The 16,619-nt window shown below is 63.1% G+C and carries 16 protein-coding genes and 1 pseudogene; 12 read left to right on the top strand and 5 right to left on the bottom strand.

Annotated elements, in window-relative coordinates; genetic code table 11:
* The first annotated feature begins 12 nt into the window (after positions 1-12).
* Complete coding sequence (locus BM118_RS25405) at positions 13-498, top strand: Rossmann-fold NAD(P)-binding domain-containing protein (protein WP_092188420.1); 486 nt, start codon at positions 13-15, stop codon at positions 496-498.
* Entirely contained in the window at positions 495-836 is a 342-nt protein-coding gene (locus tag BM118_RS25400) for a hypothetical protein (protein WP_092188418.1), read from the top strand. Before BM118_RS25405 ends, BM118_RS25400 begins: the two co-directional genes overlap by 4 nt.
* A gap of 199 nt (positions 837-1,035) precedes the next feature.
* Here BM118_RS25400 and BM118_RS42775 read toward each other — a convergent pair whose 3' ends face one another.
* Positions 1,036-1,281, bottom strand: coding sequence for a CoA transferase (locus tag BM118_RS42775; RefSeq protein WP_177234667.1), 246 nt, complete (start codon positions 1,279-1,281; stop codon positions 1,036-1,038).
* On the bottom strand, positions 1,226-1,714 hold the full coding sequence (locus tag BM118_RS25390; RefSeq protein ID WP_092188414.1) for a CoA transferase: 489 nt from the start codon (positions 1,712-1,714) through the stop codon (positions 1,226-1,228). The genes BM118_RS42775 and BM118_RS25390 overlap by 56 nt, the downstream gene beginning before the upstream one ends.
* A gap of 112 nt (positions 1,715-1,826) precedes the next feature.
* Between BM118_RS25390 and BM118_RS25385 the strand changes: the two genes are divergently transcribed.
* A complete protein-coding gene (locus BM118_RS25385; RefSeq protein ID WP_244550248.1) occupies positions 1,827-3,113 on the top strand; it encodes an ABC transporter substrate-binding protein in 1,287 nt (428 codons plus the stop codon).
* A 101-nt stretch (positions 3,114-3,214) separates the two neighbouring features.
* Positions 3,215-4,753: an acyl-CoA synthetase gene (locus BM118_RS25380; protein ID WP_092188410.1), complete on the top strand. Its 1,539-nt coding sequence runs from the start codon at positions 3,215-3,217 to the stop codon at positions 4,751-4,753.
* A gap of 51 nt (positions 4,754-4,804) precedes the next feature.
* Here the strand turns inward: BM118_RS25380 and BM118_RS25375 are convergent, their stop codons facing one another.
* Positions 4,805-6,061 carry a CaiB/BaiF CoA transferase family protein gene (locus BM118_RS25375; RefSeq protein ID WP_092188408.1) on the bottom strand — a complete coding sequence of 419 codons (1,257 nt, stop codon included), beginning with the start codon at positions 6,059-6,061 and terminating at the stop codon, positions 4,805-4,807.
* A gap of 20 nt (positions 6,062-6,081) precedes the next feature.
* Entirely contained in the window at positions 6,082-8,337 is a 2,256-nt protein-coding gene (locus BM118_RS25370) for an acyl-CoA dehydrogenase (protein WP_244550247.1), read from the bottom strand.
* Between the two features lie 77 nt (positions 8,338-8,414).
* Between BM118_RS25370 and BM118_RS25365 the strand changes: the two genes are divergently transcribed.
* From BM118_RS25365 to BM118_RS25335, 8 genes and pseudogenes are all read left to right on the top strand, one after another.
* Positions 8,415-9,257, top strand: coding sequence for a FadR/GntR family transcriptional regulator (locus BM118_RS25365; RefSeq protein ID WP_244550246.1), 843 nt, complete (start codon positions 8,415-8,417; stop codon positions 9,255-9,257).
* 219 nt (positions 9,258-9,476) lie between these two features.
* Positions 9,477-10,265 (top strand): CoA-transferase subunit beta, encoded by a 789-nt coding sequence (locus BM118_RS25360; protein WP_092188402.1) that lies wholly within the window; start codon positions 9,477-9,479, stop codon positions 10,263-10,265.
* Between the two features lie 48 nt (positions 10,266-10,313).
* A complete protein-coding gene (locus BM118_RS25355; protein WP_092188400.1) occupies positions 10,314-11,198 on the top strand; it encodes a CoA transferase subunit A in 885 nt (294 codons plus the stop codon).
* Entirely contained in the window at positions 11,195-12,427 is a 1,233-nt protein-coding gene (locus BM118_RS25350; RefSeq protein ID WP_092188398.1) for a CaiB/BaiF CoA transferase family protein, read from the top strand. The genes BM118_RS25355 and BM118_RS25350 overlap by 4 nt, the downstream gene beginning before the upstream one ends.
* A 27-nt stretch (positions 12,428-12,454) precedes the next feature.
* On the top strand, positions 12,455-13,723 hold the full coding sequence (locus tag BM118_RS25345) for a cytochrome P450 (protein WP_092188396.1): 1,269 nt from the start codon (positions 12,455-12,457) through the stop codon (positions 13,721-13,723).
* Positions 13,724-13,795: 72 nt separating this feature from the next.
* Positions 13,796-14,200, top strand: a pseudogene (locus BM118_RS42420) (alcohol dehydrogenase catalytic domain-containing protein); the annotation flags it as partial.
* Between the two features lie 244 nt (positions 14,201-14,444).
* Positions 14,445-14,897, top strand: coding sequence for a zinc-binding dehydrogenase (locus BM118_RS42415; protein ID WP_244550243.1), 453 nt, complete (start codon positions 14,445-14,447; stop codon positions 14,895-14,897).
* 22 nt (positions 14,898-14,919) lie between these two features.
* Positions 14,920-16,158, top strand: a complete 1,239-nt coding sequence (locus BM118_RS25335; RefSeq protein ID WP_092188394.1) for a cytochrome P450 — start codon at positions 14,920-14,922, stop codon at positions 16,156-16,158.
* A 56-nt stretch (positions 16,159-16,214) separates the two neighbouring features.
* Here the strand turns inward: BM118_RS25335 and BM118_RS25330 are convergent, their stop codons facing one another.
* A complete protein-coding gene (locus tag BM118_RS25330) occupies positions 16,215-16,619 on the bottom strand; it encodes a Zn-ribbon domain-containing OB-fold protein (RefSeq protein ID WP_092188392.1) in 405 nt (134 codons plus the stop codon).

The following is a 16,619-nucleotide window of genomic DNA, read 5'->3' as shown; positions in this document are numbered from 1 at the left end:
GAGTCCTGACAGATGACACTGATTGCGGAACATATCGAAGGCGATACCGTGAGTTCCATCCGCGAGAACCGGCAAATTCGACTGCCGTTTGGTGATGGGAAGATCTCGCCGATCGCGAGCGAAGAGGTCGCGCGGGTGATCGCCGTAATCCTGGAAGACCCCCGCCGGCACATCGGGAAGGTCTACGAACTCACCGGGCCGCGATCGCAGGACATGAACGGAATTGCCGAAGAGTACTTAAGGGCTCTCGGACATCAGATCACCTATGTGAACGTGCCCTGGGGACCCTGGCGCACGCAGCTCGAGAATAGCGGGCAGTTGTCATCGCATGCGCTCGCCCATCTGGCCACAATGGCCCTTCTCAAGCACCAGAACCGATACGATCGCTTGACGTCGAATGTGGAGAAGGTCACCGGCACACCGCCGCTCAGCGTTTACGACTTCGTCCTGCGGCACGCCGCCATGTACATGGCTGGGAGCGAGAAATCCCGGTCATGAAGCGCATCGGGTGGTCATTGGGCCTGATCATGCTGGCGACGTCCGCGGCGGCGCGCGATGACGGGCGCTATGCCGATTCACCGCTGAAAGAATGGTTCGAGAGCCTGTCCAGCGAATTAGGGCCATGCTGCTCGGACGCCGATGGGTACATCGTAGCCGACGTCGATTGGGAATCCGACCGCGGGCATTACCGGGTGCGGATCGATGGCGAGTGGGTGATCGTGCCTGATGGCGCCGTGGTCACGCAGCCGAACAAGACCGGGCGGACCATGGTGTGGAAATACTATATCGACGGCCACCCACGGGTCCGCTGCTTCATGCGGGGCACGATGATTTGAGCTGCGGCTTCAGCGGCTGCGTGACCGTTCTCGCTCCAATGCTCGCGTTCGTCCGACCGTTCGCCGGATCGACGTGACCGGAATTCTTCCGTGTGTCCGCGCCCCGACCTTGGTGCTGCATCGGGTCACCGATGCTCAAGTTCCGGTTGCCCTTGGGCGGCGGATGGCGGCGGAAATCCCCGGTGCGAAGTACGTCGCGTCATGTCTCGCGGGTGGCGACCGATCTTGTTGCGGGCGCAGGACTGCGCTTCGGTGAACGCGGATCGTACGAATTGAAGGGGCTGCCTCGGCCCGTGCGCTGCCGGTGAAGAAGCGCGGTGACGATCCCAGCGTAAAGCGTGACGGCGGTCGGCTGATCGCTCATCCCGAGAGTAGGGGCCGCCGGAGAACTATCGACGTCGGGCCGCAGGTTGTCGGCCAGTCCCGAGCGAGCCCAAATGGGCATGGGCATCGAATCCTGGCCTTTCAACTTCGGGGCCGGTCTCTCCGTAGCCCGTGAGCGCTGCATAGACGAGACGCGGATTGATCTGCGAAAGTTGCTCATAGCTGATCCCGAGCCGCGAGCGTGAGGCCGGGGACTGGTTGGTAATGAAAACGTCTGCGGAACGCGCGAGTTGTCGCAGGATCCCTTGACCCGTCTCGTTCTTCAGGTCCAGCGCCAGCGTACGCTTGCTACGTGAGGCAATCGTCCACGCGTAATTGTGGTCGGCCTTGGGCAGGTTGGGGAGGCCACCGAGGACTCGCTGCGGATCTCCGGCGCCGACTGGCTCGATCTTAACGACGTCCGCACCGAAATCCGCGAGGATCACGGCCGCAGCCGGACCGGCGACAAAGGTGGCGCTGTCGATGACTTTTAGGCCCTGGAGCACGCCGGTCACGAGATCCTCCCACCGCCCAGCAGACTTGTTGCCGGCTGGAAGGCCAGCCGCACCGTCCGATGGCCGGCCATTTTACATGGGTACCCCCGCTTGCTTCGGCTCGAATTCCTCGATGGGTGCTGTCCGGCCGCTTCCTTCGCAGGCTTGCAGACGCTACTTTCACGTTGTATCAATGGTACAACCAATAACGGGAGGATGGCTATCCATGGCAAGACCAGTCGTGGCCGCGGTCGTGGGCTCATTCCTGTGGGGCGGGTTGGCCCTCGGCGAGCCGTTGAAGATCGGTGTCTTGACCGACATGTCGGGTGTCATCGCCGACACGGTCGGTCGCGGGTCGGTCATTGCGGCGGAGCTGGCGGTCAGTGACGCCGGCGGCACCGCGCTCGGCCGGACCATCGAGATCATCTCGGCCGATCACCAGCTCAAGCCCGACGTCGGCCTGACCATCGCCCGGCGCTGGTTCGACGAGGAGCATGTCGAGGCCATCGCCGACATTCCTGTGTCGACCATCGCTCTCGGCATTCAAAATCTTGCGCATACGAAGGGAAAGATCGCCCTGATCTCGGGCTCCGGGACCCTCGATCTCTACGGCAAGTCGTGCTCGCCAACCGGATTCGTCTGGACGTTTGACACCAGCGTGCTACCGCGCGCGCCGGTTTTGAGCGCGGCGGAGTCCGGCGTGAAGAAGTGGTTCGCGGTCGGGCCCGACTATTCGTTTGGACACCAGATGGAACGGGGAGTCGCGGACGCCGTGAAGGAGACCGGCGGACAGTTGGTCGGCACCCGGCGTGCGGCGATTGGGACCTCGGATTACGCCTCGCTGCTCCTGGCCGCGGAGGAAGCGCGGCCCGATGCGATTGCCTCGTCCTTTGCCGGTCACGACGGGGTGCTTCTCATCGAGAACGCGGTTGAATTCGGGCTGCTGCAGAAGGGAATTCGCATCGCGGGCCTCATGCTGTTCGAGTCCGATGTGCACAGCCTGGGGCTGGATCGCATGAAGGGCATCTATACGACGACGGCGTTCTATTGGGATACGGATGACAACACCCGCAACTTTGCAAAGCGGTTCAGCGAGAAGACGGGTCGACCACCTTCCGCGCTCCAGGCGGGAGTCTATAGCTCGGTCACGCACTACCTGAAGGCGGTCAAGGCGGCCGGCACGACATCCGGACCGGAAGTGGCAAAGAAGATGCACGAGTTGCCGATCTCGGACCTCACAACACCGTCGGCTCGGATTCGGGCAGACGGCCGCGTCCTGCGCGACATGTTCCTGGTCCAGGTCAAATCGCCGGAGGAATCAAAAGGACCATGGGACTATTTCAAGGTCGTCCGGCGCATGAAAGTCGATGAATTGATGTCGGAAGCCCCCAATCCGGACTGCAAGCTGGCGAGCCAGTAGCCAAGCGTCTTGCAGGATGATCGCCCTCCAGCCGGCCCCGAACAGCCATGCGCTTCACCAGAGGCGCTTTCAGGTCCCAGTAAAGCTTTGTTTGAGGAACGATGACGTCGCCACAGATTTTTCTCGATGGAACGGCTCGCGCACGCGAAGAGGTGCTCGTCAACGCTGCACGTGCGGCAAGCGGGCTGCAGGCTCGCGGCGTCTGTGAAGGGGATACCGTTGCGCTTCTGCTGCGCAACGACTTCGCTTTCGTCGAGGCGACGCAGGCCGCTGCTCTGATCGGTGCCTATTGCGTGCCGATCAATTGGCACGGTCGGGCGCAGGAGATCGCTTACGTCCTCAAGGACGCGAAGCCCAAAGTGTTGGTTGCGCATGCCGATCTGCTCGCGGCCGGTCGCGACGAGCTTCGAGAGAGCTTGCACGGCATTCTGGTGCTGAGCGTACCGACGCCGCCCGAACTCGTTCGGCAATTCGGCGTTCCGGCGGGAGCGGAGAAGCCGCTGGGAACAGACGCCAGTTGGCCGGCTTGGCTCGCCGAATTCCAGCCATGGAGCGCCGCACCGCCGCGGAGCCGCGCGACGTTGATCTACACATCGGGCACCACGGGGCACCCGAAAGGCGTGAAGCGCGAGCCTGCGACGCCCGAACAAGCGAAGGCCTACGGGGAACTGATGCGGTCAGTCTACGGCATTGCACCAGGCGTTCGTGTCCTGATCGGAGGTCCACTTTACCATGCGTCTCCGAATGCCTGCTTGCGTCAGGCCATTGGTCAGGCCGACGTGATCACGTTTCAATCGAAGTTCGAGCCGGAAGAAACCCTGGCGATGATCGAGCGGGAGCGCATCACGCATGCCGTCATGGTGCCCACCATGTTCGTGCGTCTGATGCGCCTGCCGGAAGAGATACGCCGCCGCTATGATGTTAGCTCGCTTCGCTGGGTGATCCACACCGGCGCACCCTGTTCACCGGAAATCAAGAAAGCGCTGATGGATTGGTGGGGGCCCGTGATCTACGAGACCTATGGCGGCACCGAGGTTGGAGCGGTGATGCTGAGCACGCCGGACGACTGGCTGGCCCATCCTGGCAGCGTCGGGCGCCCCACGCCTGGCGCACGCATCACGATCTATGGTGAGAACGGCAAGCCCGTTCCGCCCGGTGAGGTCGGCGAAATCTTTGTCCGGCAGGATTCGCTGGCGGATTTCGTCTATCTGAACGACCCTGCCAAGCGCAAATCGGTCGAGCGCGACGGGCTGATCAGCGTCGGCGACGTCGGCTATCTCAAGGACGGGCGGCTGTATCTGTGCGACCGGCGGTCGGACATGGTGATCTCGGCGGGCGTCAATATCTATCCGGCGGAAATCGAATCGGCGCTGATCCAATGTCCTGGTGTCCGGGATTGCGCCGTGTTCGGTATTCCGGACGAGGAGTTCGGCGAGTCGCTTGCGGCCGCGATTGAGCCCGAGCCCGGATCAGAATTGACGGCAGACATGGTGCGCGCCTATCTCGCCGAGCGGATCGCGAAATACAAGGTGCCGCCCCGGATCGACTTCCATGTAGCGCTCCCGCGCGAGGAAAGCGGAAAGATCTTCAAGCGCCGGCTCAAGGACCCCTTCTGGAAGGATGCGGGCCGCCGGATCTGATCGTTATTTCTCCGCGCGAAGATCGGAGCACAGCGCGCATCGGCGGCCTCGTCAGCTCGGCGACCCGAAGGCGCTTGCTGTTGTCAGCGCGGCGATTCGCTCGGGTCCATAGCCGAGAACGCGCTGCAGCACGTCAGTCGTATGCTGCCCGAGAGTCGGGGCCGCGACCGGGTCGAGAACGGGCGTTTCACTGAAGTGCAAGGGAGATCCAATGTTCGGTATGTCGCCTGCCGTCGGATGCGGAATGGACGAGGCAAGCGCACGCTCGGTCATTTCAAAGGAGCTGAAAGCACCTTCGACCGTCCTGACGACTCCGGACGGCACGCCTGCCGCGTGCATCTTCGCGGCCCATCGCTCGCTGGAGTCGCTGCCAAGAATCCCCTCGATGATGGCGGTCAATTCCTCGCGATGCGCCATCCGGTCGCGATTGCTGACGAAGCGGGCATCTTCGGCCAGCTCCGGCCGTTCGAGCGCGTTGCTGACGAGACGACGAAAGGTCCGGTCGTTCGCACAGGTGATGTAGAGCGGGCCGTCTGCCGTCCGGAATGTGCCGGTCGGCGTGCTGTCGGCGCTGCGGTTGCCGGCGCGAGTTGGATTGCGGCCCGTTGCGAGATAGTTCATGGCATGAAAGCCGAGCATCAGCGCGGCAGTATCGAACAAGGCGGTCTCGACCCGCTGTCCGCGTCCCGTGCTCTGGCGTGCGGTCAATGCACCGAGCACGGCGATGGCCGCCGTCATGCCCGTGGAGATGTCCACGATCGCGGGACCGGTGCGGACGCCTTCCTGGTCAGGAAAGCCATTCATCGACATGAAGCCGGTCTCCGCCTGGATCACGGGATCAAAGCCGAGACGATCAGCCATGGCGCCGTCGCGGCCATAGGCCGACACGCTGCAATAGATCAGGCGAGGATTGAGTTCGTGCATCGCATCGTAGCCGAGGCCGAACCGCTCCATCACCCCGCGCGAGAAATTCTCCACCAGGATGTCGGCTGACGCGACGAGCTCGATTGCGATCTTTTGCGCGGCCTCGTTGGTGAGATCGAGTGCGATGCCTTTCTTGTTGCGATTGACCCAAAGGAACGGCACGCCTTCGCCGCCAAGGTGAGGCTGGAAACGACGAAAATCGTCTCCGTTCGCCGCGTTCTCGACCTTGATCACGTCGGCGCCCATGTCCGCAAGGAAGAGCGTGCACATGGGTCCCGCGATGAAATGCGAGAAGTCGATGACACGCAAGCCTTGGAGCGGGGAGGGGGCGCGAGGCGCTCGCGCGCGCGCAGGCGGAAGTTTGGGACGCTCTGTCATGGTCACATATCACCTCTAGGCAACGTCTATCGCGGCAGTCCGAGCCCGCGTTGGGCAATCAGGCTGCGCTGGATTTCATTGGTGCCGATGCTGATGACCCACATCAGCGAATGTCGGAGCATCTGTTCGATGCGCCCCCGCAGAATCGCGCCCGGGCTGTGCTCGCTCAGCAGCGCCTCCGGCCCAAGCAGATCGAGCGCGCTCTCGCAGAAACGCTCCATCAGCTCGCCGGAATAGACCTTACTGACCGCGGCCTCGTCCGGCGGCGTCTCGCCCTTGTCCACCTGCTCGGCGCAATAAACCATCATGCGCCGGCCGGCCTCGATTTCGGCCGCGAGTGTGCCGATTCTGGCGCGCACCAGCGGATCGTACCGCATCGGGCTGCCGTGGCGCTCGGCGGTGCGGATATGCTCGCACAGCAGTTCGAACATGTGGGCGACCTTCAGGACGATGCCGCCGCCAATGAAGCCGCGTTCGGTCGCCAAGGCGCCGGTCAGAACCTTCCAGCCGTCTCCGTCGGCGCCGACGCGGTTTTCAGCAGGCACCTGCACGTTGTCATAGAAGATGTTGGCGAAAGTGCCGCCATACATCGTCTCCGACGGCCGGATCGTGATCCCGGGCGTCGTCATCGGAACGATGAACATGGTGATCCCGGCATGAGGCGGGCTCGCGTCCGGATCCGTCCGCGTCGCCAGCAGCATGTACTCGCCCCAATACGTCGTGGTCCAGATCTTCTGTCCATTGATCACATAGTGGTCGCCGTCGCGCACGGCGCGAGTCTTCAACGACGCCAGATCGGAACCGGCCTGCGGTTCGCTGTAGCCCATGCCGTAGATCGCTTCGCCCCGCAGGATTTCCGGGAGGTAGCGCTGCTGCTGTTCCGACGTACCGTAGACCTGGAGCATGGCCGCCTGCACGGGCGCACCGGCACGCGGAGCTTCGGCGCGCTCCATCTCCTCCATGAAAGCAAGCTGCTCGAAGGCGCCGCGCTCCTGGCCGCCGAATCGCTTCGGCCAGTTCAGGCCAATCCAGCCGGTCGCGCCCAGTGCCCTGGCGAACTCGCGATCATATTCCCGTTCAGCGAAGGAGAGCTGCTCGTGCCGGGCGCGGCGCTCGCCCGTCCAATGCGCGTCCAGCCAGGCGCGCACCTGACGGCGGACAGCATTCCCCGCTGGTCCTAGATCGTACTCCGGAAAACGAACGTCGCCGTCATGATCGAGAAAATGGCTCGCCAATTGTTCGACCGGCCTGCGCTGACCGCCATGGCGAAGCACACCGACATGAACTTGTCGGAAATGGTGCGGCGCCTCATGTTCCTCGCTGTAGCCGATCGCGCCGAAGGCGTGATGGATTTCGAGCGACACCTGGCGAAGCGAACTTGCGGCGGTGGCCATGGCAGCGGCCGCGAACCATCGCCAAGGCGCGGCCTCCAGGTCATATTGAGCGGCGGCATTTGCGATCGTAAGCTGAATCGCGCGCAATGCGATGTGGCAGTTCGCAAGCTTGTGTTGGATGGCCTGGAAACGGCCGATCGGTTGCCCGAACTGGCGACGCTCGCCGGCATAGGCAACGACCTGTTCGAATGCCCGCTGGGCTGCACCGAAGGCCCGTGCGGTCTCGCCAAGGGCCGCAATTGCGAGCAGATCGCGGACCGCAGCTTCCGTGAACGGTACAGTGACGAGGAAGGCTTTATTGATTCGAACTCGCCACCAACCGGCTTTTCCCATCACAGGGGTTGGCTCCGCGTTGACCCCTTCGCCGGTCTTGACGATGACAAGCACCGGGCCCGGCGCGAACACGGCGAGATGGGTAACGATATCGGCTGACTCGACGAAGCCCAACTCCGCGATCAGGCTATCGCCTTCCAATTTCGCCCAGCCCGCGGCTCCATCCGGGTCAAAACCCGCCAACGACAGGGCTACGACTGCGTCGCCGGCGTGAAGATCATCCAGCAGCGCACGCAGGGCAGGGGCATCGCTGCGGGTGGGAAGCTGCATGAGGTTGATCAAGGCCGCATCCGCGAGCGGTGCGCGGCAGGCGGCGTGCCCGGCCTCCTGCTGCACCAGGACGATCTCGCGCAAGCCCCCTTCGGCGGGGGAGGCGGCAATCTGCGTCAGTGCCTGAGCAGCCAGCCGCTTCCAGAGTTGCGCGTCCGTCAGAGCCGACTTGTCCGACATGCTCCCAAGAAATCCGCGGACGGCTTCTTGCAGGATCTGGCGGTCCTCGTCCGACGGCAACTCCCGTAGCATTAAAACGGTCCATATGGGTTTTGGTTCAACCATTCTACTTTTGTGCAGAGCGCCGGTCAATGGCAGCTTGTTACTGGCGAGAATCGTCGGCTTCGCCTATATGTCGTTGCGTGTCGAAGATCCGGGTTGATATGAGCGCTTCACAATTGCCGGCCAAATCCAGCGCCGAGGCCGCACCGCTGGCGCAGTTTCAGCGTATCCGATCGCCCCGTGCGTTCGACGAGATCGCCGCCCAGATCCGGACCGAGCTCGCCTCCGGCAGGCTTGCAGTCGGCAACCGCTTGCCGTCCGAGCGGGCGCTGTCGGAGCAGTTCGGTGTCTCCCGAAACACGCTGCGCGAGGCTTTGCGCTCGCTCGAGCATGCCGGTCTGATTCGCCTCCAGAAGGGAGCCCGCGGCGGCGCTTTCATCAGCCAGCATAGCGGCGAGGCGATCGCGACCGGGCTGATGGACATGTACCACGTCGGTACCATTCAGCCGGCACAACTGACCGAAGCCCGTATCTGGCTCGAATCCGTCGTGGTGCGCGAAGCATGCCGTCGTGCGACCGCGGCGGACATCGACATGCTGAACCGCAATATCGATGAGGCGCAGGAGGCGCGCCGCCGCGGCGATTTCGCCGGACGCGCAGAGAGGCACATCGAGTTCCACAGGATGCTGGCGCGCCTCACCGACAATCCGATCATGGTCATCGTCATGAACGGCGTCCTCGACGTGCTCGCGCATTTCGTGCAGCGGATCGGCGAATATGACAACAGTTTCGTGTTGCCGTCGCGTCGCCGCTTCATGGAACACTTCGCGGCTGGCGACGCTGACGCCGCCGTGGCCGAAATGGAATCCTGCCTGAAGCGCCTACAGCGAAGCTATATGTCGCGGATTCAGGCGACGGAAGCTGCGCCGGCGACCAAAGCTGCTTCACGCGCTCGCCGGTCTCCCCCGACCGCCCAGCGCTAGACCCACACACCGCGCAAAGCCGGCCCATCGTCGTTCGAGCGGCGGGGCTGCGCCAGACTATCGATTGAGTGCGGACACCCGCGAGCCACCGGACGATCGCTCGCGTCCGAATTGCCGGACGCGGACCCGCGTGACCTAGCGCCCCCTCCTCTAGTCCGTTGACATCGTATCCGACCGCCGATACTGTCGCAATGGTTCAACCAATAGGTCGGGGGCGCAATGTCCGCAAATCCATCCCTCGGTGAAACGCTGGCGGTATTGCTCGCGCGCGATATCGCCGATGGTGAGAAGGTCATTATCGGCACCAACTCCGACATCCAGCTTGCCGCCTGCAATCTTGCGCGGCGCATGCAGGCGCCGCGCTTGTGGTGGATTTCCGGCCCGGGCGGAATGGTCAATCCGACCCGGGATCATCTTTTGTCCACGGCCGATTATGAGAACGTCGAGTCCGCGGAGGCCTGGATGGATCTGCCGGTCATGATCGACTTCATCGACTGGAAGGTCCACTTCTTCGATTTTGCCATCCTGTCGGCACTGCAGGTCGACCGGTTCGGCAACATCAATACGGTCGTGGTTGGCGACCAGCGCAAGCCGCGCGTCCGCGGCCCGGGAACCGTCGGTATCAGCGCGCTGTGCGGTCTCGCCAAGCGCTTCTACGTCTGCCTGACCCGTCATGACCGTAGCGCGTTCGTGCCGCGGGTCGATTTCCTGTGCGGTCCCGGCCACATGGAAGGCGGCGACTCCCGCGAACGCATGGGGTTGCCGCCTGGCGGTCCGAAATTGGTGCTGTCGCCGCTCGGCATTTTCGATTTCGCTCCCGGCAGCAAGGCCATGCGCCTGAAGTCGATCAGTCCGGGCGTGAGCCTCGAGCAGATCCGCGACTCCACCGCCTTCGATGTCATCGTGGAAGGGACGCCCCCCGTGACGACAATGCCCACCGATCATGAGCTCGAACTGCTGCGCAAAGATATCGATCGTCGCGGCGATCTCCGACGCAAATTTCCCTGATCGCTACGGCCGGCGTCCTTCCATCACCGACAGGCAAGCTGAACTCCCATGACAAAGAGCAAGATCGTTTCCGTCGATGAGGCCGTCGCTGATATCCAGGACGGAGCCAAGGTTGCGCTGGGAGGGTGGATATTCAACTCGCAGCCGATGGCGCTGGTGCGGGCGTTGATCCGCAAGGGCGCGCGCAACCTGCATATCATCCCAGCGCCCGGCTCGATCGCGCCGGACATGCTGATCGGCGCGGGGTGTGCTGCCTCCACCGTCTGCGTTTTCATCAGTTTCGAGCAGTTCGGCCTGGCGCCGCACTTCCGTCGTCAGGCGGAGAGCGGCGCGCTCAAGGTCCACGATCTGGACGGACCTGGCATTGCCGGTGGGCTGCGGGCGGGAATTTGCGACCTGCCCTACATGCCGGTGCCCGACCTCGGCACCGATCTGCCGAAATTCGCGCCTGAGCATTATTGGCCGCTGCCGTCCATGCCCGGCGAGCGCAAGATGCTCGCCGTCGCGGCCGTCAAGCCGGATGTCTGCCTGCTGCACGCGCAGCAGGCAGACGAGCATGGCAACGTCCAGCACTTGGGTCCGCCCTTCTTCGACGCGATGATCGCGCAGGCCTCTCGGCGGGTGATCGTCTCGGTAGATCGCATTGTGTCGACCGACACGATCCGGCGCAGCAATCATCTGACCAAGCTGCCGGGCGCGATGGTCGATGCGATTGTGGAGGCGCCGTTCGGCGCGCATCCGACGGCCTCAGCTTCGCTGTACCGTTCCGACGAAGCGCATTTGAAGGAGTATGTGAAGAGCAGCGCCGGCTCAGAGACCTTCGGCGTCTACCTTGACCGGTATGTTCGGGGCGCTTCGTCCAGCGCTTATCTCGACGCGGTTGGCGGCAGCCGACTGGCGGCGCTCGCTGTCTCCGAAAGCAACCTGAAATGAGCATTGATATGCCAACCGGATCGGCTCGGCCGGGAATCCTCGACGGGATCCGTGTGCTCGACTTCACCGCCATGATGTCCGGACCCTATTGCACGCGGCTGATGGCGGATCTCGGCGCGGAGGTGATCAAGGTCGAGCCGCCGGAAGGCGATCACATCCGGATGCGTCCGCCGCTGCGGCACGGACGAAGCGCCTATTTCGCCCAACTCAACGCCGGCAAGAGGAGCATCGCCCTCGACCTCAAGCAACCTGCGGCTCGCAAGTTGATCTATGATCTGGTGCCTCATTGCGACGTGCTCGTGGAGAATTACCGCCCCGGAGTCATGCAGCGGCTCGCGCTGGACTACGCAACTGTGGTCAAGCTCAATCCCAAGCTCGTCTATTGCTCGATCTCGGGCTTCGGCCAGGAGGGATCGTGGTCGGGACGCAGTGCCTACGCGCCGGTCCTGCACGCCACCTCCGGTTATGACCTGGCGAACCTCGATTATCAGGAGGGCGACATTGCGCGTCCTCTGAAGAACGGGATCTTCATCGCCGACGTGCTTGGCGGCTCGACCGCGTTCGGAGCCATTCAAGCGGCCCTGTTTCGCATGCTGAAGACCGGGCAGGGCGAGTATGTCGACGTGTCCTTGCTCGACGCCATGGTTGGTATGCTGGTCTATGAGTGCCAAGAGGCACAATTCCCGGCTGAGCGCCGCAGGCCGCTATATCGGCCGACCCAGGCCAGCGACGGTTTCCTGCTCGTCGCCCCCGTGAGCCAGAATAATTTCGAGGCTCTGGCACGCGGCGTCGGCCATCCCGAATGGATCAGCGATGGGCGCTTTGCCACGAGCAGGGACCGCGAGCATCACTGGTCCGAATTGATGAACCTTCTCGATGATTGGGCCGCGTCGAGAACGGCTGCGGAATGCGAGGCGACCCTCACCAAGGCCGGCGTGCCGTGCTCTCAGTATCGAACAATCCGCGAGACCATGGCGCTGCCTCCGATCCAGGAGCGTGGCGTTTTCGAGGAGATCGACGACGGGGCCGGGCCGTTGCGCATCCCAAATCCGGCCTTCCGCTTCGCGCATAGCGCGGCCAACGTCCGGAACAAGGTGCCGGCGCTCGGCGAGGATGGACCACGGCTGTTGCAGAAGCTGTTGGGCCTGGGCCCGGAGGCGATTGCGGCGCTGCGCCGGAGCAAAGTTCTTCGCGGCGTACAAGACGAATCCGTCGCGGCAGCAGAGTAGATCGCTCAACGCGGGAGAGGACCACAGTTGAGCGCTGCAAATCATGCGATCCCTGACAACATTGCGGCGGTGCTGACGGATCCTGCGGCCTATGCCGATCACCGGATCTTCGACGCCTATCGCTGGCTGCGTGCCAATGAGCCGCTTGGCATGGCCAGCCCTCGCGGCTTCAACCCCTTTTGGGTCGTGACGCGCCATGCGGACATTCAGACCGTCAGCCAACAGAGCCAGGTGTTTCGCAGCAGTGATCGCCCGGTGGCGCTGCTGAGCCGCAAGGCCGAAGCCAGGATCGAGGCGGAAACAGGCGGCAATGGCCTGCTCCGCTCGCTGGTGCAGATGGACGCTCCCGATCATCCCAAATTCCGGATGTTGACGCAGAAATGGTTCACGCCGGGCAATCTTCGCTCGATCGAAGGCAAGATCCGCGACATCGCGAAGAGCTATGTCGATCGGCTCGCGATGTCCGGCGGACATTGCGACTTCGTCTCCGAAATCGCGCTCGGCTTTCCGCTCCGGGTCGTTATGAGCATCCTCGGGGTCGATCCTCACGATGAGCCCAAGATGTTGCGCCTGACGCAGGAGTTCTTCGGTGCCAAGGACCCCGACAACGCCCGCAAGGGGCAGAATGACGGCGTCACGGCGCTTTCGGACGTCGTCTCGGAGTTTGGCGAATTCTTCTCCTCGGTGGTCGCGAACCGTCGCGCTAATCCCTGCGATGATCTCGCAAGCGTTATCGCCAATGCTCAGATCGACGGCAATCCCATCTCCGATCTGGATGCGCTCAGCTATTTCGTGACGATCGCGACCGCCGGTCACGACACGACGTCGTCCTCGAGCGCGGGCGGGATGTGGGCGCTTTGCGAGCATCCGGAGCAGTTCGACAAGCTGAAGGTCAGCCCAACCCTGATCCCCGGCTTCGTCGATGAGGCGATCCGCTGGAGCACGCCGGTCAAGCATTTCATGCGGACGGCCGCCGCGGACACCGAGCTGGACGGCCGCCGCATCAGGCGCGGCGATTGGCTCATGCTGTGCTACGCCTCGGCAAACCGCGACGAGGCAGTCTTCCAGGATCCCGACGCGTTCCGGATTGATCGGTCGCCGAACCGGCACTTGGCCTTCGGTTATGGACCCCATCTGTGTCTGGGACAGTATCTTGCCAAGCTCGAGATGCGGATCCTTTTCGAAGAATTGGTGCAGCGAATTTCGTCGGTCGCGCTCGACGGGCCAGGTGCGATGACCGTCTCCTGGTTCGTCAACGGGCCCAAGCGGCTGCCGGTCCGCTGCCAATTGCATTGATCCAAACCGAAAGAATCCGCTTCCGCATGGTTTGACCGGACCGACGCATTCGCAACGGAGCACTGGACGAGCATGAAGATCACCGCCGCAGTGGCGCATGCGCCGGAGCGTCCGTTCGAACTGATCAACTGCGAATTGGCGGATGATCTCGCCGCTGGCGAGGTGCTGGTGCGCATCGAAGCTTGCGGCATCTGCCATACCGATCTCGCTGTCAAGCTGCAGCACATCCCGGTGCCGCTGCCCAAGATTCTTGGCCATGAAGGCGCGGGGGTGATCGAGCGCGTCGGCCTGGGCGTGGCCGGACTGGCCGAGGGCGACCACGTTTTGATGAGCTTCGGCTCATGCGGCGCTTGCGGACAATGCCAGCTCGGGGCGCCCGGCTATTGCGACGAGTTCGGAATGATCAACCTGTTCGGACAGCGGCGCGGCGGCTCGGGGCTTCGTTATCGGGGCGCCGACCTCGGCGGTTATTTTTTTGCGCAATCGGCCTTCGCAACTCATGCCATTGCGACTGCGCGGAACGTCGTCAAGATCGACAAGGACTTGCCGCTCGCGCTGCTTGCTCCGCTCGGCTGCGGAATTCAGACCGGTGCGGGTGCGGTGCTGAACGTTCTGTCGCCCCGGGCCGGTGCATCGATCGCGGTGTTCGGCGTAGGCGCAGTCGGGATGGCGGGAATCATGGCCGCGAGGCTTGCGGGCTCTAGCACGATTATCGCCGTCGATGTCCGTGCCGAACGGCTCGCGCGCGCTCGAGCTCGGAGCAACGCATACGATCGACGGGCGGACGCCGGATCTTGCCAAGGCCGTTGCTGCGTTGGGAAAGGGCCGCGGCGTCGATCACTCGCTCGACACCACGGGAGTTCCCGAAGTGGTCGCAGCTTCCATCGGATGTTTGCGTCAGCGAGGCTCGTCAGCCCAAGTCGCCGCGCCACCGCGTGGGACGCGCTTTCCGGTCGAGGCCAGTGTTCTGATCGGCGGGGGCTTGACCGTGCGCGGCGTCGTCGAGGGCGATGCCGTGCCGGGCCTCTTCCTGCCGCGGCTCATCGCATTCTTCCGCGAGGAGCGGCTGCCGCTCGACAGGATCGTCAGCTTCTATCCGTTCGACGAGATCAACCGGGCGATTGAGGACATGGAGACCGGGGCAACCATCAAGCCGGTGCTACGGATGAACTGAACACGAAGAAGAGGAGGACACGATGCAGGACACGAATTTGGATCAGGCGATCGTCGATCACAAGACCTATGGAAGTCTTGAGAGGCAGCACACGCTGTTTTCGACTCTCCGCGAGAGCGATCCGGTGCATTGGACGGAACCGTCGGGATTTCGCCCATTCTGGACCATCGCCAAGCACCATGACATCATCGAGATCGAGCGGCAGAACGAGCGGTTCATCAACGCGCCCCGTACCAAGATATTGTCCATCGAATTCGAGAACAAGGTGCGCGAGGCGATGGCGGGACGCCCGATGCTGGTCCGCGCCATCAATCACATGGATAATCCGGAGCATGCCAAATACAAGAAAATCACGCATGCCTGGTTTCAACCGCGTGAGGTGCGTCGTCTCGAAGAGAGCATCGGCTCGCTCGCCCGCGCGAGCGTCGACCAGATGCTGGAGAAAGGCAATGAGTGCGATTTCTACAACGATGTCGCAGTGTGGTACCCGCTGAAGGTCATTATGCTGATCCTGGGGATTCCGGACGAGCATGGCCAGCGGCTGCTCGACATCACCAAGGCCTATTTCGGCGGCGGCGACCCGGATATGCAGCGCGGTAGCGACCTGATCGACGCTACCTTCGCCTATGTGAACTTCTTCAGGGAAGTGGCGCAAGACCGCCGGCAGAACCCCAAGGACGACCTCGCAAGCATCATCGCGACCGCCGAGGTCGACGGCAAGCCGATCGGAGAGTTTGAAACGTCCTCCTATTACGTGGCGCTCGCCAGTGCCGGTCATGATACGGCCAGCGCCACGCTATCGGGCGGTTTGCTCGCCTTGATCGAGAATCCGGCGGAGATGCGGAAGCTGAAAGACAATCCCGATCTCATTCCGACCGCGGTCGAGGAGATGGTGCGCTGGGTGTCTCCGGTGAAGCATTTCTTCCGGACCGCGACCGAGACCTACACCTTGCGCGGCAAGACCATCAAGCAAGGCGACAACCTGCTGCTGGCCTATCCGTCTGCCAACCGGGATGAGGATGCCTTTGAGCGTCCATTCACATTCATTGCCGATCGGACGCCAAACCGCCATGTCGGCTTTGGCTTCGGCATCCACGCCTGCCTTGGCATGTATCTCGCCAAGGTCGAAATGATCGCCTTTATCCGGGAGCTGTTGTCGCGCGTGGGTAGCGTCGAACTGACTGGCGATCCGGCCTGGACCGAGACGTCGTTCGTCGGCGGCCTGAAGCGGCTCCCGATCCGCTTCTCACGAGTCCATTAGCGGACTGCAGGCATACCCGGCTCCCATGGCGGAGCAAGACTCCGCCTCGCGGTTCGTCAGCCCTGGTCGGGGGCGAACATCGGGATCATCGTGCCGTCGTCGGCTGGCTTGAAGACGACATGGACGCGCTGCCCGATGCGCACGGAGTCGAGATCGCAATCGACGATATTGCTCAGCATCGTGACGCCCTCATCGAGCCGCACGTAGGCAATCGCATAGGGAACGGGACCGGCACGGCGGGTGACGCTGACGCTGTAGATCACGCCTTTGCCGGCGGCATCGCTCCATTCGGTGTCGCCGAGGCAATAGGGGCAAAGGGGGCGTGGATACCAATGCGGCTTGCGGCAGGAAATGCAGACCTTGATGCGAAGCGATCCGTTTGCCGTTGCGGCAAAGAACTGTTCGGTCGCAGGGTCATGCACGCCTGCGCCAAGCGAGCGGTCCTGATACATCGTTGTCAT

Origin of the sequence: Bradyrhizobium sp. cf659, from assembly GCF_900113725.1 — a bacterium.
In the GTDB taxonomy this organism is placed as follows: Bacteria; Pseudomonadota; Alphaproteobacteria; order Rhizobiales; family Xanthobacteraceae; genus Bradyrhizobium.
Note: the sequence above shows the minus strand (reverse complement) of the source record. Positions and strands in the feature narration are given on the sequence as shown.

Bases quoted from the DNA above. Each gene is read 5' to 3' on its own strand.
- BM118_RS25405 (WP_092188420.1), top strand. From the start codon at position 13: ATGACACTGATTGCGGAACATATCGAAGGCGATACCGTGAGTTCCATC.
- BM118_RS25400 (WP_092188418.1), top strand. From the start codon at position 495: ATGAAGCGCATCGGGTGGTCATTGGGCCTGATCATGCTGGCGACGTCC.
- BM118_RS42775 (WP_177234667.1), bottom strand. From the start codon at position 1,281: ATGCCCATTTGGGCTCGCTCGGGACTGGCCGACAACCTGCGGCCCGAC.
- BM118_RS25385 (WP_244550248.1), top strand. From the start codon at position 1,827: ATGGGTGCTGTCCGGCCGCTTCCTTCGCAGGCTTGCAGACGCTACTTT.
- BM118_RS25380 (WP_092188410.1), top strand. From the start codon at position 3,215: ATGACGTCGCCACAGATTTTTCTCGATGGAACGGCTCGCGCACGCGAA.
- BM118_RS25370 (WP_244550247.1), bottom strand. From the start codon at position 8,337: ATGGTTGAACCAAAACCCATATGGACCGTTTTAATGCTACGGGAGTTG.
- BM118_RS25360 (WP_092188402.1), top strand. From the start codon at position 9,477: ATGTCCGCAAATCCATCCCTCGGTGAAACGCTGGCGGTATTGCTCGCG.
- BM118_RS25355 (WP_092188400.1), top strand. From the start codon at position 10,314: ATGACAAAGAGCAAGATCGTTTCCGTCGATGAGGCCGTCGCTGATATC.
- BM118_RS25350 (WP_092188398.1), top strand. From the start codon at position 11,195: ATGAGCATTGATATGCCAACCGGATCGGCTCGGCCGGGAATCCTCGAC.
- BM118_RS42415 (WP_244550243.1), top strand. From the start codon at position 14,445: ATGTCCGTGCCGAACGGCTCGCGCGCGCTCGAGCTCGGAGCAACGCAT.
- BM118_RS25335 (WP_092188394.1), top strand. From the start codon at position 14,920: ATGCAGGACACGAATTTGGATCAGGCGATCGTCGATCACAAGACCTAT.
- BM118_RS25330 (WP_092188392.1), bottom strand. From the start codon at position 16,619: ATGACAACGATGTATCAGGACCGCTCGCTTGGCGCAGGCGTGCATGAC.